Source organism: Pseudomonas oleovorans subsp. oleovorans, from assembly GCF_002197815.1.
Classification (GTDB): Bacteria; Pseudomonadota; Gammaproteobacteria; order Pseudomonadales; family Pseudomonadaceae; genus Aquipseudomonas; species Aquipseudomonas oleovorans.
This window is the reverse complement of sequence record NZ_NIUB01000033.1, coordinates 28092-49016: the sequence shown is the minus strand read 5'-3', so window position 1 is coordinate 49016 and position 20925 is coordinate 28092. Positions and strand designations below refer to the sequence as shown.

General features: G+C 61.1%; 20 protein-coding genes, 2 pseudogenes and 1 other annotated feature. Of the genes and pseudogenes, 11 read left to right on the top strand and 11 right to left on the bottom strand.

What is annotated here, in order from left to right:
• The first annotated feature begins 135 nt into the window (after nucleotides 1-135).
• The 6 genes from PSOLE_RS17920 to PSOLE_RS17895 all read left to right on the top strand — a co-directional run bounded on the left by PSOLE_RS17920 (nucleotide 136) and on the right by PSOLE_RS17895 (nucleotide 6580).
• Nucleotides 136-816, top strand: a complete 681-nt coding sequence (locus PSOLE_RS17920) for a cupin domain-containing protein (protein WP_004574802.1) — start codon at nucleotides 136-138, stop codon at nucleotides 814-816.
• Entirely contained in the window at nucleotides 813-1397 is a 585-nt protein-coding gene (locus PSOLE_RS17915; protein WP_004574803.1) for a TetR/AcrR family transcriptional regulator, read from the top strand. Before PSOLE_RS17920 ends, PSOLE_RS17915 begins: the two co-directional genes overlap by 4 nt.
• Nucleotides 1398-1456: 59 nt before the next feature.
• Entirely contained in the window at nucleotides 1457-2233 is a 777-nt protein-coding gene (locus PSOLE_RS17910; protein ID WP_004574804.1) for an SDR family NAD(P)-dependent oxidoreductase, read from the top strand.
• A gap of 14 nt (nucleotides 2234-2247) precedes the next feature.
• The gene (locus PSOLE_RS17905; protein ID WP_004574805.1) at nucleotides 2248-2814 is read left to right on the top strand and encodes an OsmC family protein; all 567 of its coding nucleotides are present in this window, start codon (nucleotides 2248-2250) and stop codon (nucleotides 2812-2814) included.
• Between the two features lie 239 nt (nucleotides 2815-3053).
• On the top strand, nucleotides 3054-3611 hold the full coding sequence (locus PSOLE_RS17900) for a recombinase family protein (protein ID WP_012478189.1): 558 nt from the start codon (nucleotides 3054-3056) through the stop codon (nucleotides 3609-3611).
• Between the two features lie 2 nt (nucleotides 3612-3613).
• Entirely contained in the window at nucleotides 3614-6580 is a 2967-nt protein-coding gene (locus tag PSOLE_RS17895) for a Tn3 family transposase (RefSeq protein WP_074858824.1), read from the top strand.
• A 33-nt stretch (nucleotides 6581-6613) separates the two neighbouring features.
• Here the strand turns inward: PSOLE_RS17895 and PSOLE_RS17890 are convergent.
• From PSOLE_RS17890 to PSOLE_RS17855, 8 genes and pseudogenes are all read right to left on the bottom strand, one after another.
• Nucleotides 6614-7092: pseudogene (locus PSOLE_RS17890) on the bottom strand (transposase); the annotation flags it as partial.
• Nucleotides 6695-6811 (bottom strand) — a sequence feature (AL1L pseudoknot). Its footprint overlaps the pseudogene before it by 117 nt.
• Before the next feature lie 86 nt (nucleotides 7093-7178).
• Nucleotides 7179-8006, bottom strand: a complete 828-nt coding sequence (locus PSOLE_RS17885; protein ID WP_074858831.1) for a CbtA family protein — start codon at nucleotides 8004-8006, stop codon at nucleotides 7179-7181.
• A 179-nt stretch (nucleotides 8007-8185) separates the two neighbouring features.
• Entirely contained in the window at nucleotides 8186-8377 is a 192-nt protein-coding gene (locus PSOLE_RS17880; protein WP_012248397.1) for a CbtB domain-containing protein, read from the bottom strand.
• Between the two features lie 40 nt (nucleotides 8378-8417).
• Nucleotides 8418-8852 carry a nitrile hydratase accessory protein gene (locus PSOLE_RS17875; protein ID WP_012248398.1) on the bottom strand — a complete coding sequence of 145 codons (435 nt, stop codon included), beginning with the start codon at nucleotides 8850-8852 and terminating at the stop codon, nucleotides 8418-8420.
• 2 nt (nucleotides 8853-8854) lie between these two features.
• Nucleotides 8855-9514, bottom strand: a complete 660-nt coding sequence (nthB, locus tag PSOLE_RS17870; RefSeq protein ID WP_074858835.1) for a nitrile hydratase subunit beta — start codon at nucleotides 9512-9514, stop codon at nucleotides 8855-8857.
• 10 nt (nucleotides 9515-9524) lie between these two features.
• Nucleotides 9525-10160, bottom strand: coding sequence for a nitrile hydratase subunit alpha (gene nthA, locus PSOLE_RS17865; RefSeq protein ID WP_074858889.1), 636 nt, complete (start codon nucleotides 10158-10160; stop codon nucleotides 9525-9527).
• Nucleotides 10161-10420: 260 nt separating this feature from the next.
• Nucleotides 10421-11827, bottom strand: coding sequence for an Asp-tRNA(Asn)/Glu-tRNA(Gln) amidotransferase GatCAB subunit A (locus tag PSOLE_RS17860; protein ID WP_012248401.1), 1407 nt, complete (start codon nucleotides 11825-11827; stop codon nucleotides 10421-10423).
• On the bottom strand, nucleotides 11824-12030 hold the full coding sequence (locus tag PSOLE_RS17855) for a hypothetical protein (RefSeq protein ID WP_012248402.1): 207 nt from the start codon (nucleotides 12028-12030) through the stop codon (nucleotides 11824-11826). The genes PSOLE_RS17860 and PSOLE_RS17855 overlap by 4 nt, the downstream gene beginning before the upstream one ends.
• Nucleotides 12031-12184: 154 nt before the next feature.
• Between PSOLE_RS17855 and PSOLE_RS17850 the strand changes: the two genes are divergently transcribed.
• Nucleotides 12185-12947, top strand: a protein-coding gene (locus PSOLE_RS17850; protein WP_088339335.1) for an IS5 family transposase whose coding sequence is annotated in 2 segments (ribosomal slippage) — nucleotides 12185-12510 and nucleotides 12509-12947 — 765 coding nt in all. Because the reading frame shifts where the segments join, the coding sequence is not laid out codon by codon here.
• Here the strand turns inward: PSOLE_RS17850 and PSOLE_RS25220 are convergent.
• From PSOLE_RS25220 to PSOLE_RS17840, 3 genes and pseudogenes are all read right to left on the bottom strand, one after another.
• On the bottom strand, nucleotides 12944-13102 hold the full coding sequence (locus PSOLE_RS25220; RefSeq protein WP_371916051.1) for a phage integrase central domain-containing protein: 159 nt from the start codon (nucleotides 13100-13102) through the stop codon (nucleotides 12944-12946). The two genes, PSOLE_RS17850 and PSOLE_RS25220, sit on opposite strands and share 4 nt — an antisense overlap.
• Nucleotides 13096-13224 (bottom strand): annotated as a pseudogene (locus PSOLE_RS17845) (transposase); the annotation flags it as partial. The pseudogene PSOLE_RS17845 and the gene PSOLE_RS25220, both read right to left, overlap by 7 nt.
• 243 nt (nucleotides 13225-13467) lie before the next feature.
• Nucleotides 13468-16383, bottom strand: a complete 2916-nt coding sequence (locus PSOLE_RS17840; protein WP_003049965.1) for a Tn3-like element IS1071 family transposase — start codon at nucleotides 16381-16383, stop codon at nucleotides 13468-13470.
• Nucleotides 16384-16537: 154 nt separating this feature from the next.
• On the opposite strand from PSOLE_RS17840, the gene PSOLE_RS17835 reads away from it, so the two are divergent.
• The 4 genes from PSOLE_RS17835 (at nucleotide 16538) to PSOLE_RS17820 (ending at nucleotide 20924) form a co-directional block, all read left to right on the top strand.
• Nucleotides 16538-17098, top strand: coding sequence for a recombinase family protein (locus tag PSOLE_RS17835; RefSeq protein ID WP_074858839.1), 561 nt, complete (start codon nucleotides 16538-16540; stop codon nucleotides 17096-17098).
• 2 nt (nucleotides 17099-17100) lie between these two features.
• The gene (locus PSOLE_RS17830; protein WP_074858842.1) at nucleotides 17101-20067 is read left to right on the top strand and encodes a Tn3 family transposase; all 2967 of its coding nucleotides are present in this window, start codon (nucleotides 17101-17103) and stop codon (nucleotides 20065-20067) included.
• Between the two features lie 207 nt (nucleotides 20068-20274).
• Nucleotides 20275-20514 (top strand): ribbon-helix-helix domain-containing protein, encoded by a 240-nt coding sequence (locus PSOLE_RS17825; protein ID WP_003089107.1) that lies wholly within the window; start codon nucleotides 20275-20277, stop codon nucleotides 20512-20514.
• Nucleotides 20514-20924, top strand: a complete 411-nt coding sequence (locus tag PSOLE_RS17820; RefSeq protein ID WP_003150546.1) for a putative toxin-antitoxin system toxin component, PIN family — start codon at nucleotides 20514-20516, stop codon at nucleotides 20922-20924. Before PSOLE_RS17825 ends, PSOLE_RS17820 begins: the two co-directional genes overlap by 1 nt.
• Nucleotide 20925 lies beyond the last annotated feature (1 nt).

The window sequence follows — 20925 nt, the reverse complement described above, 5'->3', positions numbered from 1 at the left end:
ACGCTAAGCTTCGCGAGTTCTTGTAACCAATTCATTGTTTTTTCAATGGATGAAAGAAAATGGCGAAAGCTATTTGACAAACAAATCGGGATCTTATAACTTACCTACCAAGTAGTCGGTAGATGAAATAAAGCCATGAAACTCAATTCAGATCTTTCGCAGCGTGTTGTCGTCGAGCCTTCAAGCTTACAGTGGGTCGATTCGCCAGCGACCGGGATTCAACGCCAGTTACTGGAGCGTGATGGCGACGAAGTGGCGCGTGCCACCTCGATCGTGCGATACGCGCCGGGCTCCGCTTTTGAAAATCATAAGCACGACTTGGGCGAGGAGATTCTGGTCCTGGACGGCGAATTCAGCGACGAATCCGGGACCTTCGGGCCTGGGACTTACATCAAGAATCCACCAGGTTCTTCGCATGCACCGAGCTCCGCGACGGGTTGCACGTTGTTCGTCAAGCTGCGCCATCTTGATCTAGCCGACAGCCAACGCACCGTGGTCGACACCCGTAACGGCCCCTGGTTTCCAGGCCTCGTGCCGGGTCTGTCGGTGATGCCACTTTCTGAGTTCGACACACAACATACGGCTTTGGTGCGCTGGGCCCCGGGGACACGATTCAATTCGCATCGTCACTACGGCGGTGAAGAAATCTATGTGTTGGAAGGCGTCTTTGAGGATGAGTTCGGAAGCTACCCTACCGGCACATGGATGCGCAGTCCGCATTTGAGTGCTCACCGTCCCTTCAGCAATACAGGCTGCACCATCCTGGTCAAGACAGGCCACCTGCCAGTCGCCGAATCAAATGAGGCGCTTGCATGAAGCATTTCTCCGAAATCTCGCCGACCGCCGAGCGGGTGGTCGATGCCGCTGAAGGGTTGGTACAGCAGCACGGCTACAACGGCTTCTCATACGACGACGTGGCCCAGTTGGTAGGCATCAAAAAACCAAGTATCCACCACCACTTTCCCAAGAAGGGTGAACTCGTGGCCGTGGTCGCACAGCGCTACACGCACCGGTTTCGTGAGGAGTTGCTGAGCATCGAAGGGCAGCATGCGAAAGCGCCTGACAGGCTAACTGCGTATGCGGCACTTTTCGAACGCACCTTCGCCAAGGACCGGCGCCTTTGTGTCTGCGGCATGTTGGGTGCCGAGTCGGACTCGCTGCCGGACGCCGTTGTGAGCGAGGTCGAGCGATTCTTTAAAGTCAATCTCGACTGGTTGACTCTTGTCGTTGCCGATGGTCAGCGTGCCGCGCTGATCACCTCGAATTCCACCCCAGAGGCTCTCGCAGAGGCATTCTTGTGCGCGTTGGAAGGCTCGATGATGGTGGGCCGTGGCATGCGGTCGTCACGCGGACCGGCCGAAGTTGGAAACACTTTTCTTTCCACCGTGTTGACCTGAGGTCGGCACTTTTTTTGCAACACAACCCTACCATTTAGTTGGTAGTTAAGGAGATTATTATGAGTACTGAATTTAATGGCAAGAAGTTGTTGGTCATCGGCGGCACTAGCGGGATGGGACTGCAAACTGCCCGCATGGTTCTTGAGCAAGGCGGAAGCGTCGTCATCGTCGGTCACCGTGAAGACAAGGCCGAAGAGGCCCGCAAGGCGCTGTCGTCGTTGGGCACCGTGACCGCCCTGACTGCCGATCTCTCGCGAGCCGAAGATGTGAAGCGACTCCTGCATACCATCGATGAACACCACAAGGACATCAATCTTCTGGTCAACGCGGCTGGGGTGTTCTTCCCGAAGGCGTTTCTTGAGCACACGGAAAGTGATTACGAACAATATTTGACGTTGAATAAAGCGTTCTTCTTCATCACACAAAAAGTCGTGGCCAATCTCGTGGCCAGCGAGCGTCCCGGCGCCATTGTGAACATCGGCTCGATGTGGGGCAAGCAGGCGATTGCGGCTACGCCGTCGTCCGCGTATTCGATGGCAAAAGCAGGTTTGCATTCGCTGACCCAGCACCTTGCGATGGAGCTGGCATCCAAACAAATCAGGGTCAATGCCGTTTCTCCGGCGGTTGTCGAAACGCCGATTTACGAGGGATTCATACCCAAGGCCGAGGTTCATGGCGCCTTACAGGGATTCAACAGCTTCCACCCAATCGGCAGGGTTGGGACGCCACAAGACGTCGCCGAGGTCATCCTCTTCCTGTTGTCGGACAAGGCAGCATGGGTGACGGGCGCAATCTGGGACGTTGACGGCGGCGTGATGGCCGGGCGTAACACATAATGGGGGAACGAGAAATGAACACAAACATTAAAGGAACTCCCGGCAACGGGATCAACGTCGGCGCATTGCGTGAGTTTGCAGATCAGGTCGCAGCAAAGCCCGCCGCAGGCATCGCGACGTTCGGCGTCGTGACAACCTGGGAGGGTGGCACCCGGACGCGTGCGCGAACCATGCCGCTCGTACTAGGTGACACGGCCTTGGCGCGCGGCTTTGTCATCGACGCGGACGAACCGGCAGAATTGCTCGGTACCGACACGGCCGCTAATCCACAAGAATTGATCCTGGCTGCGTTGAACGCATGCATGACTGCAACCTACGCGGCAAATGCGGCGGCAATGAACATCGAGTTGCAATCGCTGACTATCCGCACGAAGGGAAGCCTCGATCTGAGAGGTTTTCTTGGAATCGATCCTGGGATCAATCCAGGGTACGACCAGGTCGAGTATGAGGTCGAAATGGAGTCGTCGGCGGATTCGGCGGCGCTGAAAGCATTGCACGCGCAGGTGCAGCGAACATCGCCGAATTACCACAACTTCGCGAGAGCCATTGATCTCAAGGCCAAGCTGACCATTCTCCAATGATCGAGTCAGTGTTTCCCGTGGTTGGCTGACGGGAGGCCAAACCAGATGCGCTATGACGGAAGGTTCAACCTTCCGTCATCACGTTCTCTGGAATACGCAGTGTCAATTTGAGGTATACCCTAACGCAACGTCAGGGAAGAGACTGTAATCACGTCAGAATAGAGTCCAATATGAAATTTATTGACACAATCAGTCAAGAGTAATAGATTTCACTCTGACACATTACCCTTGGAGACACTTTGTACGGTCAACGCATCGGCTACGTTCGCGTCAGCAGCTTCGACCAGAACCCGGAACGGCAATTGGAAGGGGTTCAGGTGGCGCGGGTGTTCACCGACAAGGCATCCGGCAAGGACACCCAGCGTCCCGAGCTGGAAAGGCTGCTCGCCTTCGTGCGCGAAAGCGACACCGTGGTGGTGCACAGCATGGATCGCCTGGCACGCAACCTGGATGACTTGCGCCGCATCGTGCAGGGCCTGACCAAGCGCGGGGTACGCATCGAATTCGTCAAGGAAAGCCTGGCCTTCACTGGCGAGGATTCGCCGATGGCGAATTTGATGCTGTCGGTGATGGGCGCGTTTGCCGAGTTCGAGCGGGCCTTGATCCGCGAGCGGCAGCGCGAAGGAATCGCGCTGGCCCGGCAGCGGGGTGCGTACCGGGGCCGCAAAAAGTCACTGAACGATGAGCAGATTGCCGAACTGAAACGGCGCGTCGCGGCGGGCGAGCAAAAGGCCCTGATCGCCCGCGACTTCGGCATTAGCCGTGAAACCTTGTACCAGTACCTGCGCGAGTCCTGAGCATGCCGCGTCGTTCCATTCTGTCCGCCACCGAGCGACAAAGCCTGCTGGCATTGCCCGATGTCAAAGACGATCTGATCCGATACTACACGTTCAGCGACACCGACCTGTCGGTGATTCGTCAGCGGCGCGGGCCTGCGAATCGGCTGGGCTTCGCCATTCAGCTTTGCTACCTGCGATTCCCCGGCGTCATCCTGGGCGTTGATGAGCCGCCGTTTCCGCCCTTGCTGCGCATCGTGGCGTCGCAACTCAAAGTGCCGGTCGAAAGCTGGGACGACTACGGGCAGCGGGAGCAGACCCGGCGCGAGCACCTGGTCGAACTGCAAACGGTGTTCGGCTTCCAGCCGTTCACCGTGAGTCACTACCGGCAGGCTGTCCACACGCTGACTGAGCTGGCTATGCAAACCGACAAGGGCATCGTCCTGGCCAACGCCTTGATTGAGCATCTACGGCGGCAGTCGATCATCCTGCCCGCGCTCAACGCCATCGAGCGCGCCAGTGCCGAGGCCATCACCCGCGCCAATCGGCGCATCTACGAAGCCCTGTCCGAGCCGTTGTCGAGCGGGCACCGGCATCGCCTGGATGAACTGTTGAAGCGCCGCGACAACGGCAAGACCACCTGGCTGGCATGGCTGCGGCAATCACCGGCCAAGCCGAATTCCCGCTACATGCTGGAACACATCGAACGTCTCAAAGCCTGGCAGGCGCTCAACCTGCCTACCGGCATCGAGCGGCTGGTTCATCAAAACCGGCTGCTCAAGATCGCCCGCGAGGGTGGCCAGATGACGCCCGCCGACTTGGCCAAGTTCGAGCCACAGCGACGTTACGCCACCCTCATGGCGCTGGCCATCGAGGGCATGGCTACTGTTACCGACGAAATCATCGACCTGCACGACCGCATCCTGGGCAAGCTGTTCAACGCCGCCAAGAATAAGCATCAGCAGCAGTTCCAGGCGTCCGGCAAGGCCATCAATGCCAAGGTGCGTTTGTACGGGCGCATCGGCCAGGCGCTGATCGACGCCAAGCAGGCGGGCCGCGATCCGTTCGCCGCCATCGAGGCCGTCATTTCCTGGGACGCTTTCGCCGAGAGCGTCACCGAGGCGCAGAAGCTCGCCCAGCCCGATGATTTCGACTTCCTGCACCGCATCGGCGAGAGTTACGCCACATTGCGCCGCTACGCGCCGGAATTCCTCGACGTGCTCAAGCTGCGAGCAGCGCCCGCCGCCAAGGACGTGCTCGACGCCATCGAGGTGCTGCGCGGCATGAACATCGACAACACCCGCAAGGTGCCCGCTGATGCACCGACCAACTTCATCAAGCCGCGCTGGCAGAAGCTGGTGATGACCGACGCCGGCATCGACCGACGCTATTACGAGTTGTGCGCACTGTCGGAACTTAAGAACGCGTTGCGCTCGGGCGACATCTGGGTACAGGGTTCACGTCAGTTCAAGGACTTCGAGGACTACCTGGTGCCACCCGAGAAGTTCGCCAGCCTCAAGCAGTCCAGCGAATTGCCGCTGGCCGTGGCCACCGATTGCGACCAGTACCTGAGCGAGCGCTTGGAGTTGCTGGAAGCGCAACTTGCCACGGTCAATCGCATGGCGGCGGCCAACGACCTACCGGACGCCATCATCACCGAATCGGGCTTGAAGATCACGCCGCTGGATGCTGCGGTGCCCGACACCGCGCAGGCATTGATCGACCAGACGGCCATGATTCTGCCGCACGTCAAGATTACCGAGCTGCTGATGGAGGTCGATGAGTGGACGGGCTTCACCCGCCACTTCACGCACCTGAAATCCGGCGACCTCGCCAAAGACAAAAATCTGCTGCTGACTACGATCCTGGCCGACGCGATCAACCTGGGCCTGACCAAAATGGCCGAATCTTGCCCCGGTACGACTTACGCCAAGCTCGCCTGGCTGCAAGCCTGGCATACCCGCGATGAAACCTATTCGATGGCGCTGGCCGAACTGGTCAACGCCCAGTTTCGGCATCCCTTTGCCGGGCACTGGGGCGATGGCACCACATCATCGTCGGACGGACAGAATTTCCGAACCAGCAGCAAGGCAGAAAGCACCGGGCACATCAATCCGAAATATGGCAGCAGCCCAGGCAGGACGTTCTACACCCACATCTCTGACCAGTACGCGCCGTTCCACAACAAGGTGGTCAATGTCGGCGTGCGCGATTCCACCTACGTGCTTGACGGCCTGCTGTACCACGAGTCCGACCTGCGCATCGAGGAACATTACACGGACACGGCGGGCTTCACCGATCACGTCTTTGCCTTGATGCACCTGCTGGGCTTCCGCTTCGCACCGCGCATCCGAGACCTGGGCGACACCAAGCTCTACACCCCGAAAGGCGAAGCCGCCTATGACGCGCTGAAACCGATGATCGGCGGCACTCTCAACATCAAGCACGTCCGCGCCCATTGGGACGAAATTCTGCGCCTGGCCACCTCGATCAAGCAAGGCACGGTGACGGCCTCGCTGATGCTTAGGAAACTCGGCAGCTATCCGCGCCAAAACGGCCTGGCTGTCGCCCTGCGTGAGCTGGGGCGCATCGAGCGGACGTTGTTCATCCTGGGCTGGTTGCAAAGCGTTGAGCTGCGCCGCCGCGTCCATGCCGGGCTGAATAAAGGCGAAGCACGCAATGCACTGGCCCGCGCCGTGTTCTTCAACCGGCTGGGCGAAATCCGCGACAGCAGCTTTGAGCAGCAGCGCTACCGGGCCAGCGGCCTCAATCTGGTGACGGCGGCTGTCGTGCTGTGGAACACGGTCTACCTGGAGCGCGCAGCGCATGCGTTGCGTAGCAACGGCCATGCCGTCGATGAAACGCTATTGCAGTACCTGTCGCCGTTGGGCTGGGAACACATCAATCTGACCGGCGATTACCTCTGGCGCAGCAGCGCCAAGATCGGCGCGGGCAAGTTCAGGCCGTTGCGACCTCTGCAATCGGCTTAACGTGCTTTATTCTCCGTTTTCTGAGACGACCCCCACCAGGGTGTCGTCACGTTGAGCGCGCGGACAGCGCAGTTGGGGGTTGCGTTGTTGAGCGGCGTGGCGCCAATAGCCTGACGGGGCGACCTGCAACACCTTGCAGATCGACTCGACCCCGTAGGCCTGTCGATACTGGTCGATGAAGCCCTTCAGGGCTTCAGACGGCGGTCGAGCTCCGCCTGGGCGAAAAACGCGCTGGCCAGCTTCAAGATCTCGTTGGCCTTGCGCAGCTCCTTGTTCTCGCGTTCGAGCTCCTTCAGACGCTGCAGCTCGGAAGTGCTGACGCCCTCACGCACGCCGCTGTCGACCTCGACACGCTTGACCCAGGTATGCAGGGTCTGCGGCACACAACCGATATTGGGCGCGATCGAATCGATGGCCGCCCACAGAGATGGGTACTCGCCTCGGTGCTCCAGCACCATGCGAACAGCACGCTCGCGCACTTCGGGTGAAAACTGGTTCGACTTCTTGCTCATGGCTCTATCCTCTCAGGGAAAAGAGCCTCCTCAAAACCCGGGGCGGTTCAGATCAGCACCCCGCACGACCCTTGCGTTGACGTCGCTTATCGCGGCGTCTCCATGGCTGGGGCCCGGGCGGTGTCCGTGCGCTGCAGCAGCGCCGCCACGGCGGGGCTCAGCCAGCGCTGGAAGGCCAGACCGGCCACCACGCCCATACTCACCCAGAACGACAGCGACAACCAGGTGGTGGCCCAGATGAACTGGCTGCCCAGCTCGCGCAGCGCCGCCTGGGCCTCACCCGTGAAACCGGCCAGCGGGTCGGCCACGATGTGCGGCGCGCCCACCACGAAGGGCAGCGCCAGACAAGCCATTGCAGCGGCCCAGCGCAGGGGGCTGCGCATCAGCGCAACCGACGCACAGGCCAGCGCCGCACCGCCCGCCGCGAGCACCCACCAGCCCTGGCGCGAACCCAGCCGGCCGGCGTCCATGCCGGGGATCTCGGCGTGCAGGCCCAGCGAAGGCCAGAAGTGAAACGTAAGCCAACCGGCGGCGGCCACCCAGGCGGCCAAGGGCACAGCGCGCAAGGCGCTACCGCGCCACTGACACACCGCCATCACGGCCAGCACTAGCAGCGCCATGCTGAACGCGTGCAGCACATTGGCCACCCAGGTCCAGGAGTAGCGCTCCACCCCGTCGGCGGGCGCCCATGCTTCGGCGGCGTCGCCATGGTCGTGCGCCGCACCGTCCGCATGGACGCGCGCAGCAGCAGCGGTCGGCGTTGACACCGGCTCGGGCGCGGCCACCTTCTGGCTTTCAAACCTCTCGGCCGCCAGGATGATGGGAGCGGTCTGCAACTGCTGCAGGCCCGACTGCACACTGCCGACCAGCAGGGCCACAGCCAGCGCCGCCCAGATCAATCGTCGAAAAATCATGACTCTCTCCATACAAAGATGAGCGACGGTGTGGCCCCGTCAATAAGCGGACCCGGGGAAGCAAGACCTGCAACGCCAGCAGCGCCCAAAATCAGGAACAAGGTGAAACCCGCTCCGTCGGGCTACGCGCTTCGCCCCTTGGAGGGGGGCGCGCGCAGCGCGGTGGGTTATTCATTCCCTCAATGACAGGGCTTGACAGTCACGTGGCGCACATCGTGTGCAGCGTTGTGCGCCAGCGGGCTTTCGGCAAAAGCCACGCCGTACAGGACGACCAGGCCCAGCGCGGCGCCAGCGGACAGTTGCAACAGTAAGCTGCGCGTGGCGCTCAGGCGCTGGGCGGCGGGGACAGCAGTGGTAGAAAATGAACTCATGGTTTACTCCATTCAAGGTAGGGAAACAGGACAGTGGATCTCAAGCCATTGCGGCAACGACCTTGATCGGTGAGCGTTGTGGCTCGTGCTTGTGCTTGGGGTCGATCGCTGGCGGGCAAAGCGCATGGGCCAGCAGGATCGGGTGCCCATGTGGGGTGTTGAGGTGGGCCTGTTTCCACTCCTGTGCGCGCGAGTTGACGTCTCCACCCGTCACAAGCCCCAGCGACGCCACCAACTTTTCCAGCGCCGACACCCATTGCCGGTAGTAGGTGTCGTTGACGCTTTCGCCGGGCAGAGCCGGGGAAGCGTCGATTTCGGCGGTGAAGGTCTCGGCCCAGTCTTTCCACTGAAAGAGACCGGCCTTGTGCATGCTGACCACCAAGGCAAACGCCTGGGACTGCCAAGGCTCGTCAAACACAGGGCCATCGAGGTCCTTCAGCGAACCCTCTGGCAATGGAAACCGTTCGTCTTTCATGATCACGCTGGCTCCAGGTAGTCATCCCACAAGTCGACGCGAATCGTGTCCTTCGGCGAGGAAGCGTCTTGCCCCCACAGTTCGACCGACGTGAAACTCACGGTGTAAACGTGCTGGGGGTGCTCGCCCTTTCCGTGTGCCGCGGTGTCCGGCGTCACGAACACACCATGGTCGATGACCACTGTCCCCACTTTGCCCCGCGTGTAGCGCGGCATGCGGGTATGGCCCACCGGGTTCTTGTTGAGGACGCGAACCTTGTCCCCCACAGCGAACCGCGCCCGCGCACCCTCCTCCCGGGCGGCAGAAGCCCCGGTGCTGAGCAGTCCGTCCACGATGGCCGGCGTCAGCACCGGCGTCGCCGTCTTGCCAGACGCAGCCTTGCCGGTCGCGACTTCCGTGGCCGTGAGCACACCCTTCTCGACCAGCAGGTTCTCAAAGGCATGAAGCCAGTGTTCGTAGTAGGTTCCCTCCAGATAGTGGGCCGGGCCCATTCGCTCGATCGAATGCCGAAATTCATCGACGTTGAAGTTGCCGTTGGCGAACAGCGCCGGGAACAGGGACATGACCGTTTTTTCCCAGTCGTAGCGAAAGACGGGTTCGTTCGGTTCTCTGTAAACCGGCCCATAACCATGTGCTCCGCCAGTATCGTGAATGCCATTCATGACGAACTCCTTAATGAGATGGAGTGGGTTGGGTGGGCAGGCCGGTGCCGATCATCGAATCGCGGGTAACGAGTTCGGCCAGTTGTTCTTCGCTGTAGGCTTCAGTTCCCGCGGGCCGTTCCGGCAGCACCATGTAGCGCAATTCGGCCGTGGTGTCCCAGACGCGGATTTCCTTGTTGGCGGGGATCACCAGGCCGAACTCCGCGAGAACCCCACGCGGGTCGCTCACCATGCGGGACCGGTAGGGCGCGGCCTTGTACCAGGCAGGGGGCAAGCCCAGCGTCGGCCATGGGTAGCAAGAGCACAAGGTGCAAACGAAGACGTTGTGGACGGCGGGGGTGTTTTCCAGAATGACCATGTCCTCGCCCTGTACCCCGGAGAAGCCCAGCTCGGCAATGCCGGCAGTGCCGTCTGCCAGCAGACGGGCCTTGTAGGCAGGGTCCACCCAGGCCTTGGCCACGACTTTGGCGCCGTTTCGGGGGCCTACCTTGTGTTCATACGTTTGGACGACCAAGTCCATGGCCGCTGGGTCGACAAGACCTTTCTCGATCAGCAGAGACTCCAAGGCCTTGACCCGCAGCGCGATGTCTTCGGGCGGTGCCTGGTACCCGTCGTGATGGTGGTCATGCGTGTGTGATTGCCCCATGGTGCGGTTCTCCTGGTGTGGTTGAAAAAAGGGGTACAGCGACTTCAACTCGGCATCGACACTGAAGGCCAATGCCACCTTGCAGATTGCGCTCCCGGCGCAACCCCATGCAAAGAACTTCGAGCATCCAGAGGGCTCCGAGAAGACGGCAGATTGTAGGAGGCTATGTCACCTCCTTCTTCTGCTTGGTCTCGGCCACTTCAGGCAGACGCAGCGGTAGCACAATGGGTCGTGCGCCGCCGCGCCTGCTTTCTTGCAGCTCAGCCCGCTCCGATCAGTTCCGGATGACGCTGGTGCCAGGTCGTGGCTTTCTCGTAGGCCAGCCCAGCACGCAGCAGGGTCTTCTCGTCCAGCGGCCGGCCGCTGATCTGCATGCCGATCGGCAACCCATCCTTGGAGAAACCACAGGGCAGGTTCAGCGTGGGTAATCCTGTCACGTTGCCGAACGAGGTGAAGCGCGTATAGGCCATGACCAACGCCTCTACCGTGCCGTCCGGCCATGTGTGGACCTCCTCCCCGCTGCGAGCAGCCGGGATGGGCAGTGTGGGTGCGATCAGCACATCGATGCGCTGGTACATCTCGGCCACCGCGCGCTGCATCAGCGTACGGACGCGCTGCGCCTGCAGGTAGTCGGTGGCGGTGACTAGATCTCCGAGTTCCAGCAGTATGCGGACATCGGCGGTGTAGAGCTCGGGTGACTCGCGCAGCATCGTGCGGTGGTAGGCGCTGGCTTCGGGTAGCATGATCCCGAACTCCACCGGGATGATCTGCTCGGCCATGGGCACTTCGACTTCCACCAGTTCGGCGCCCAGCTCTTTCAGTTGATCGATGGCGGCACGAACCGCACTTTCAACTTCCGGGTCCACGCGGTCGAAGAAGTAGTTCTTCGGCACGCCCACGCGCAGGCCTTTCACGCCTTGGCCGAGCCCTTCGGCATAGCTGGGCACCGGCTCATCCAACGAGCCGCGGTCGGCTGGATCGAAGCCAGCCATCACCTGAAGGCTGAGCGCCGTGTCTTCCACGGTGCGCGTGATCGGGCCTGGATGGTCCAGGCTCCAGGAAAGTGAACTCACACCGGCACGGCTCACGCGCCCGTAGGTTGGCTTCAGGCCTACGGTGTTGCACATCGACGAAGGGATGCGAACGGATCCAGCGGTGTCGGTGCCGGTCGCCAAGTAGACGCCGCAGGCTGCGACCGTGGCCGCCGAGCCGCCGCTGGAGCCACCCGGTGTTCTTCCCGGGTCCCAGGGGTTGCGCGACTTCGGAGTGATGGCGCCATAGGCGAATTCGTGCGTATGGGTCTTGCCAAGGATAACGGCACCTGCGTCTTGTAAGCGCCGGACTACGGCGCAGTCTTGCTGCGGCGTCCAATTCGTGCGCTGGCGCGACGATGCCGTGGTGGGTACGCCAGCGATGTCGTATAAGTCCTTGACCGCTACAGGCACGCCATGCAGCGGGCCTTTCCAGCGCCCGGCGCTGATGTCGGCGTCAGCTTGCTGGGCTGCTGCACGGGCCTGATCCTCCAGCACGCACACGTACGCACTGATCTGTTTTTCGGTGGAGCGCACCTGCGTCAGACAGGCGTCCAGAACTTCAACGGCGGAGACTTCCCGTGCCTTAAGTTTCTGCGCAACTTGCGCGAGGGTGAGGCGGGTTAGCGAACTCATGACTGCACCTCCTTCCAGCGCGGGTCGAAGGCAGGTGCCGGCTGGATTTCACCGGTATTGACCGCATCGAGTTGCTGGAGGGTCGGCAGCACCATCAGGTTGAACGCCTCGGCAAGGGACGCCATGCGTTCGGACGGCAGGCCGAGGGCGACGGAATCGCTGACCGAACGCACGCCAGCGTCGGTGAGTAGGGATCGTGGCATGGCTGGCTCCGGGGTAGTTGGTTTGAATGGGCATTGTAGCATGTTGGTCAAAGCCTTGCCATCGTGTCGGGTTCTCACCGGTACGATAACCCCGCACACTAGGGCGTGTTAACACTAATGGCGACGGCGACGATTGCGCCAGAAAATCTCCGACATGGAGATCACGCCCGAACAATTCGCTACCATTGAACACTGCCTGCCCAGGCAGCGTGGCAACGTCAGCCTGAGCAATCTGCAGGTGGTCAATGCGATCCTCTATGTGGCCGAACATGGTTGCAAGTGGCGCGGACTGCCCAAACGCTTCGGCAACTGGCACACGATTTACACGCGCATGAATCGCTGGACCAAAGCTGGCGTCCTGGATCGCATGTTCGAGGAGTTGCAGCGTGCGCAAGTCGTGCGTATCAGGATCGAAGCCGTCTCGCTGGACTCCACAAGCATCAAGGTCCATCCCGACGGCACAGGGGCACTAAAAAAAAGGTCCGCAGTCCATCGGAAAGTCCCGAGGCGGATGGAACACCAAGATTCATATGGTTGCCGCGGATGCTCGAACGGCCGTGACGTTTTCGCTCTCGCCTGGGCAGGCGCACGACGCACCCGAAGGCCGGCGCCTGCTCAGCAGTCTTGGGCCGACCAGCAGACCGGTGCATTTGTTGATGGACCGTGCCTACGAAGGCAACGAGACACGGCAGCTGGCACTGGATCTGGGTTTCATTCCGGTGGTGCCACCAATGAAGACGCGGATCGAACCGTGGGACTACGACCGCGAGATGTACAAGCGCCGCAATGAGGTGGAGCGGTTGTTCCGTCGACTCAAAGGCTATCGCCGTATCTTCTCGCGGTTCGAGAAACTCGACCTCATGTTCCTGGGCTTCATCAGCTTCGTGCTCGTCGCTGATGGACTGAGGATGTGTTAACAGGCCCTAGCCCAACCAAAAATTCGTTCAATGCGCCCACGCACCCGGCTCGTGGTTTCGTCCTTGGTGTTCCAGATCGGCTTCAGGATCCGGCGAATATGGTCGACGGTAATGTCATCGACTGGTAGCTTTCCAATGATTGGATGGGCATCCATTTGTACAGGCTGTGGGTGCTCACGCCCAGGCGGTTGGAGACATCGGCCACGCTGTGGCCCTGGTCAAGGATTTGTTTGACCGCCTCGGTCTTGAATTCTTCGGGGTAACGTTGACTGCTCATACGGGCTCCTATTGGACAGGAAATAGGAGGCTCTTGAACCGCCCCGGGAATCGTGGAGGCCGGTTGGTTTAAGTCAGGCCACCACCATGGAGGCCTGATTGGGGTCTCCTCGTTTTCAGTGCAATAAGTGACGGTACGAAAAGCTAGCACTGGCGCGGAGGTGGTGTTGGTAGATCGTTGATTTCATTGACTTTCCTGTTCACTTTCAAATCTGCGATTCGTGGCGTCAAACCGTGGTCGGTTTCATCCATTGGTGCCAGTTATCGATGCATTTGGCCGCGAAGGCAGGATTTGGTCAGCATAGCGGTCAACCGGGAAGCGAAACACACCCCGCAAGTTGATGCTCTCCAGCCTGGTGGGCGCAATCTTCCCGATCAGTTCCGGTGGAATGACCTGGCGGCGGTTCGACCAGCGATCCAGGACCGCCTGCATCTGTGAGGTATTCCACGCCATCACGATGTTGGCCATCAGGCTCAACGCATCGGCCACAGCCTGCATTTCATCGACACGTTTGGCCTGCGCCGGGCTGATCCGGCCGGTATAAATGGCGCGCTTGAGGGCGTTAACAGCCTCGCCCCGATTGAGCACCCGGCGCAACTCGTTCCTGAAAGCGTCCTTGACAAAGTAGTCAGCCAAAAACGCCGTACGCAGCAACCGCCCCAATTGCACGCCAGCCTCATAGATTGGATCGCCCTGGGCGGCAGAACCGAACCGCGCAAGAGCTGCCACCGCACTGGCATGTCCGCTCATGACCGAGGCTGCCAGGTGCACCAGACTATCCCAATGCTTTTCGATCAAAGCGACGTCGACATTGGCTTCGCACACCGCAGCGATTTCTGCGGGCACTTTGGTGCCGCGTGGCACAAAGAGGTGGCGCTGTTTGAGTTCCTTCAACCGCGGGCAAAGATCAAAACCAAGCAAACGGGCATGTGACATGGCAAAGTCGGTGTAGCCATGGGTATCCACAGCAAGCTGGCTGGTCTCCAGCTTTTCTTGGCGGATGACACCTTCAATGGCCACGCCCGCCTGGCGCTCATTGAGCACAAAGGGCTGCGCATGGAAGATGCCCCACCGGTCTTTTACATGGGAGTAGATTCCAATGGAAGGTGTGTTGCGCCGAGGATCAAGCCGGGCTTGCCACACCCGTTTGGTGGTCTCCATGCTCATCATGTCAGAAGATGCCAAATCGGACCGCCCCCAGGTGGCGGCAATCGGGTGTCGCTGCATGAATTCCAGCACAGCCTGGCAGGCCTGGCTCAGACGCCGTTCGTCCCGCGCCCAGCGCATGGCCTGGCGAATGCTTGTGGCAGACAATTGCGGAATCATGCGCGCGCATTCGACCGCAGTCAGACTGGTGCCGTGGGCCATGATGCCGGCATAGACCATCAGCAGCTCGTCGGTAGAGCGCGGCTCACGTCCGAGCATGATCCAGCTAAAGCGCACCTGGGCGTCAACGGCCAGAATCACTTCCGGCAATTGAACCTCACCGATGCGGTGATCCAAAGCCGCGCGCAGCTTGGTCACTTCTGGGTCTTCGTCCTCTGCGGGCAATGGCGACAAATGGAGTTCATCATCCACGCGCAGTACGCCACTGCGGGCTGCAGCGGCCACCGCATCGACACCGGCAGTTACTCTGGCCAGCAAAGGCTTCAAGAAAGTGGCAGCCTTGCTGGGTAACGATAGACGGGCATAGTGTTTCTTGGACTCTGCCTGCCAACGCTCGTCCGTGAAGAACAAGCGCGCACGACCCCGAAAGCTCAGGCTGTGCTCAATCCAGACCGAGCCATTGCGCACCGCGCGGCGCAGGGCAAACAGGGTGGCCACCTCCAACGCCTGAAACGCCCGTTCCCGGTCTGGGCTGGAGATCGAAACCTGCCAGATCATTCCCAGACTTGGTGCCACCACTTCAACTGGCAGCTTTCTGGATCCTTTGAGATATAAAGCTTGCAGCTTGGCAAGGTACTCGATGGCAGGATGCTCGCCGGTGGCCTGCCAGGGCAGCTTTGCAATGGCGACGAGCAACGACCGCACGGGGCGAATTCCATCAATCAATCCCTCGCGGACCAGGGAGGCCCTGCTCGGTGGTTTGCGTTTCTGGGTTTCGGTGATCAAGGCTTCAAGACGGGCACGCAACTCAGCATCTGGCACCGCACCTTGCGCGCTCAAGGCAACAAGTTCGCCGAGCAGCGTTTTGTACATTGCGGCCCAATTGACGGTAGCGGGGACATCGGCGGCAGCCTGACGCCACAGATCGGCGATCCGGCGCTGCACCATAAGGATCAACTGGTCTGTGGTGGTGAACAGGCAATACCGAAGAAAGCATGCGACCTCCACGGTGCGCGCTGGCTCTTTGATCTTGGCTCCGGCTGAGGGCGGCCTGGAGACAAGTCGGCGCGCGTAGCGGCGCAAGATGAGATCGGGGATGTCTGCCAGGTGCTTATGAACGTCCAGCGTGTAAAGCAGGTCGATGCGCTCCAGTACCTCGCTGATTTGGCGGGTTGAGTGTTTCGCCGGTGCAGCCCATAGCCAACTCTGCTGGGTTTGTCCATCTGGGCGCAGCTCTGAAACTGAGGCTCGCCAGCGATCAAGTGTTGCTGGATCAACGCTGGCGGCGATGGCGGTGCCTGTTTCAACTTCAAGCTGGGCAAGTGCCGCCGCAATCAGTGTCCGAATTGCCCGCTCGTGCACGATCACCAGCTTGTTCTTGTACAGCCATTGACGCGCCCGCACGAGTAGCTGATCGCGGTCGGCGCAGCGCGCCACTTCGTCGCGCAGTTCACGTACCAGTGAGCGGCGCTGGTGCTCGCTCATCCACTGGAATCCAAGGACCGTGCAGGCTACTTGTTGGTGATCGAATAGCGTGCGCCCGCGTTCATACATGGCTCTCAGCGAGGCGACTTCTGGTGCTGCAATGCCAAGCTCGTTGCCAAGGTGGCGCCACAAGGCTACTGGAATTACCCGAAAGGCACCGAGCAAACGCCCACTCATGCGCAGGAAACCAATATGGAGCGCCAGACCAAGCTTGTGGGAATCACCTCGGCGTGCATTGATTGCGTCGCGCTCGGCACCATCGAAGGTGAAAAATGCCTTCATCTCGAAGTCGCTGATATCGCGGGGGAGCCCACGCATCCCCAAAAACGTTGTGTGCCAACCCTGCATCGTGAACCTCAAAAGTGGGAGGCCACCATACCCGTTTACAAAGCGAACAGGAAAGTCAATGAAATCAACGGTCTACCCAGACCACCCCCGCGCCAGTGCTAGCTTTGCGTACCGTCACTTATTGCACTGAAAACGAGGAGACCCCGAGGATACCTTGCACGGTCAGCGCATCGGTTACGTCCGCGTCAGCAGCTTCGACCAGAACCCAGAACGGCAGCTCGAACAGATCCAGGTGGATAAAGTGTTCACCGACAAGGCGTCGGGCAAGGACACACGGCGGCCCGAACTGGAACGGCTGCTCGCCTTCGTGCTCGAAGGCGACACGGTCGTGGTGCACAGCATGGATCGTCTGGCGCGCAACCTCGACGACCTGCGCCGCCTGGTGCAGGGCCTCACCCAGCGCGGCGTACGCATCGAGTTCCTTAAGGAGCATTTGACCTTCACCGGCGAGGACTCGCCGATGGCGAACCTGATGCTGTCGGTAATGGGCGCGTTCGCCGAGTTCGAACGCGCCTTGATCCGCGAGCGGCAGCGCGAGGGCATCGCGCTCGCCAAGCAGCGCGGGGCCTACCGTGGCAGGAAGAAATCCCTGTCGTCTGAGCGTATTGCCGAACTGCGCCAACGTGTCGAGGCTGGCGAGCAAAAGACCAAGCTGGCTCGTGAATTCGGAATCAGTCGCGAAACCCTGTATCAATACTTGAGAACGGATCAGTAAATATGCCACGTCGTTCAATCCTGTCCGCCGCCGAGCGCGAAAGCCTGCTGGCGTTGCCGGACACCAAGGATGAGTTGATCCGTCACTACACGTTCAGCGAAACCGACCTCTCCATCATCCGGCAGCGGCGCGGCCCGGCCAACCGGCTGGGCTTCGCCGTGCAGCTCTGTTACCTGCGCTTTCCTGGTGTCATCCTGGGCGTCGATGAGCCGCCGTTTCCGCCCTTGTTGAAACTGGTCGCCGACCAGCTCAAGGTCAGCGTCGAAAGCTGGGACGAATACGGGCAGCGGGAGCAGACCCGGCGCGAGCACCTGGTCGAACTGCAAACGGTGTTCGGCTTCCAGCCCTTTACCATGGGCCACTACCGGCAGGCCGTCCAGTTGCTGACCGAGATGGCCTTACAGACCGACAAGGGCATCGTGCTGGCCAGCACCTTGATCGAGCACCTGCGGCAGCAGTCGGTCATTCTGCCTGCCCTCAACGCCGTCGAGCGGGCGAGCGCCGAAGCAATCACCCGCGCCAACCGGCGCATCTACGATGCCTTGGCCGAACCGCTGTCGGACGCGCATCGCCGCCGCCTCGACGATCTGCTCAAGCGTCGGGACAACGGCAAAACGACCTGGCTGGCCTGGCTGCGCCAATCGCCCGTCAAACCGAATTCGCGGCACATGCTGGAACACATCGAACGCCTCAAAGCGTGGCAGGCGCTCGACCTGCCTTCAGGCATCGAGCGGTCGGTGCACCAGAACCGCCTGCTCAAGATCGCCCGTGAGGGTAGCCAGATGACGCCCGCCGACCTGGCCAAGTTCGAGGCGCAGCGACGCTATGCCACCCTGGTGGCGCTTGCCATCGAGAGCATGGCCACCGTCACCGACGAAATCATCGACCTGCACGACCGCATCCTGGGCAAGCTGTTCAACGCCGCCAAGAACAAGCATCAGCAGCAATTCCAGGCGTCCGGCAAGGCGATCAACGCCAAGGTGCGGCTGTTCGGCCGCATCGGCCAGGCGCTGATCGAGGCCAAGCAGGCGGGCCGCGATCCGTTCGCCGCCATCGAGGCCGTCATGTCCTGGGATGCCTTCGCCGAGAGCGTCACCGAAGCGCAGAAGCTTGCGCAGCCCGAGGACTTCGATTTCCTGCACCGCATCGGCGAAAGCTACGCCACGCTGCGCCGCTACGCGCCGGAATTCCTTGCCGTGCTCAAGCTGCGGGCCGCTCCCGCCGCGAAGGACGTGCTCGACGCCATCGAGGTGCTGCGCGGCATGAACAGCGACAACGCCCGCAAGGTGCCCGCCGACGCGCCGACCGAGTTCATCAAGCCGCGCTGGCAGAAGCTGGTCATGACCGACACCGGCATCGACCGGCGCTACTACGAACTGTGCGCGCTGTCGGAGATGAAGAACGCGTTGCGTTCCGGCGACATCTGGGTGCAGGGGTCGCGCCAGTTCAAGGACTTCGAGGACTACCTGGTGCCGCCCGCGAAATTCGCCAGCCTCAAGCAGGCCAGCGAATTGCCGCTGGCCGTGGCCACCGACTGCAACCGGTACCTGAACGACCGGCTGACGCTGCTGGAAACACAGCTTGCCACCGTCAACCGTATGGCGACGGCCAACGAGCTGCCGGACGCCATCATCACCGAGTCAGGCTTGAAGATCACGCCGCTCGACGCGGCGGTACCCGACACCGCCCAAGCGCTGATCGACCAGACGGCAATGATCCTGCCGCACGTCAAGATCACCGAACTGCTGCTGGAGGTGGACGAATGGACGGGCTTCACTCGGCATTTCGCGCATCTGAAATCGGGCGACCCGGCCAAAGACAAGAACCTGTTGCTGACCACGATCCTCGCCGACGCGATCAACCTGGGCCTGACCAAGATGGCGGAGTCTTGCCCCGGCACGACCTACGCCAAGCTGGCTTGGCTGCAAGCCTGGCACATCCGCGACGAAACCTACGGGGCGGCGCTGGCCGATCTGGTCAACGCACAGTTCCGCCATCCCTTCGCCGAGCACTGGGGCGACGGCACCACCTCATCGTCGGACGGCCAGAACTTCCGCACCGGCAGCAAGGCCGAGAGCACCGGCCACATCAACCCGAAATACGGGAGCAGCCCAGGGCGGACGTTCTACACCCACATTTCTGACCAGTACGCGCCATTTCACACCAAGGTCGTGAACGTCGGCGTGCGCGATTCGACCTACGTGCTCGACGGCCTGCTGTACCACGAGTCCGACTTGCGGATCGAGGAGCATTACACCGACACGGCGGGCTTCACCGATCACGTCTTCGCCCTGATGCACCTCCTGGGCTTCCGCTTCGCGCCGCGCATCCGCGACCTGGGCGACACCAAGCTCTACATCCCGAAGGGCGACGCCGCCTATGACGCGCTGAAACCCATGATCGGCGGCACGCTCAACATCAAGCACGTCCGCGCCCATTGGGACGAAATCCTGCGGCTGGCCACCTCGATCAAGCAGGGCACGGTGACGGCCTCCCTGATGCTCCGAAAGCTCGGCAGCTACCCACGCCAGAACGGCCTGGCCGTGGCGCTCCGCGAGCTGGGCCGCATCGAGCGCACGCTGTTCATCCTGGACTGGCTGCAAAACGTGGAACTGCGCCGCCGCGTGCATGCCGGCCTGAACAAGGGCGAGGCGCGCAATGCGCTGGCCAGGGCAGTGTTTTTCAACCGCCTGGGTGAAATCCGCGACCGCAGTTTCGAGCAGCAGCGCTACCGGGCTAGCGGCCTCAATCTGGTAACGGCTGCCGTCGTGTTGTGGAACACGGTCTATCTGGAACGGGCTGCGCACGCGCTGCGTGGCAACGGCCATGCCGTTGATGACGCGCTGTTGCAGTACCTGTCGCCGCTCGGTTGGGAGCACATCAACCTCACCGGCGATTACCTCTGGCGCAGCAGCGCCAAGATCGGCGCGGGCAAGTTCAGGCCGCTACGACCGCTGCAACCGGCTTAGCGTGCTTTATTTTCCGTTTTCTGAGGCGACCCCTGGATTAGCGAACTTTGATTGGCGAAACGAGTTTATCGCACCACTTTTCGGGTGGTCACGGCCTTTCCTAGTGCTCGCTGAAACGGTTTCATAAAACGGTCGTTTTGTCGAACCATTGCATCGCCCTTTGTGATTGGCGTATAAACACACAAACACCTATTAGCGGAGAACGCTATGAATACCATTCGCTGGAATGTCGCCGTCTCGGCCGACACCGACCAGTCGCTTCGGATGTTTCTGGCCAGCCAGGGCGGCGGCCGTAAGGGCGACCTGTCGCGCTTCATCGAAGAAGCGGTACGGGCACACATCCTGGAGCTGAGCGCTGAGCAGGCCAAGGCCGCTAACGCCCATCTGAGTGAGGCAGAATTGACCAACGCGGTTGACGAAGCGCTCGACTGGGCACGTAAGCGCTGATGCGGGTCGTGTTGGATACCAACATCCTGTTCAGCGCCCTGATCTCGCCACATGGCGCGCCCGATGCGATCTACCGTGCCTGGCGGGCGGCGCGTTTCGAGGTGGTGACCTCGCGGATGCAACTCGATGAAATTCGTCGAGCCAGCCGCTATCCCAAGCTTCAGGCCATCCTACAGCCCGCCAAGGTGGGCGCCATGATCAATAACCTGCAACGGGCTGTGGTACTGGAGCGCCTGACCATCGAGGTCGAAGCCGATGATCCGGATGACTCGTTTTTGCTGGCCATGGCCTTGGCGGGCGATGCGGACTACCTGGTAACCGGTGATCGCCGCGCCGGCCTGCTGCAACGCGGGCACATCGAACGCACGCGGATCGTCACGCCCGCCGTGTTCTGCGTCGAGGTGCTGTGAT